Origin of the sequence: Corallococcus sp. AB049A (genome assembly GCF_003668885.1) — a bacterium.
GTDB classification, from domain to species: domain Bacteria; phylum Myxococcota; class Myxococcia; order Myxococcales; family Myxococcaceae; genus Corallococcus; species Corallococcus interemptor.
The window spans coordinates 1-484 of the sequence record NZ_RAWL01000971.1; the positions used below are offsets into that span (position 1 = coordinate 1).

The 484-nt window shown below is 67.8% G+C and carries 1 protein-coding gene; it reads left to right on the plus strand.

The annotated features are described in order from the left end of the window. Window positions 1-484 (plus strand): aminotransferase class III-fold pyridoxal phosphate-dependent enzyme (locus D7X55_RS46055; RefSeq protein WP_121725736.1); only part of this gene is annotated, 484 nt, incomplete at both ends.

Here is a 484-nt window from a genome sequence, read left to right on the forward strand (position 1 = left end):
GGCCACAACGATCCGGACCTGGTGGCCGCACTGGTCGAGCAGGCCGGCAAGCTCTGGCACACCAGCAACGTGTTCTACAGTGCGCCGCCGCTGCACCTGGCCGAGGAGCTGGTGAAGGCCAGCCGCTTCGCCGAGCGCGTGTTCCTGTGCAACTCCGGCGCCGAAGCCAACGAAGTGGCGATCAAGATGGTCCGCAAGTGGGCCTCCAGCCAGGGCCGCCCGGCCGACAAGCGGGTGATCATCACCTTCCGTGGCAGTTTCCACGGCCGCACCCTGGGCGCGGTGACCGCCACTGCCCAGCCGAAGTACCAGGAAGGCTACGAGCCGCTGCCCGGCGGCTTCCGCTACATCGATTTCAACGATGAAGTACAGCTGGAAACCGCGATGGCCGCCGGCGACGTGGCGGCGGTGATGCTGGAGCCGATCCAGGGCGAGGGCGGCGTGATGCCGGCCAAGTCCGGTTTCCTCAAGCGCGTGCGCGAAC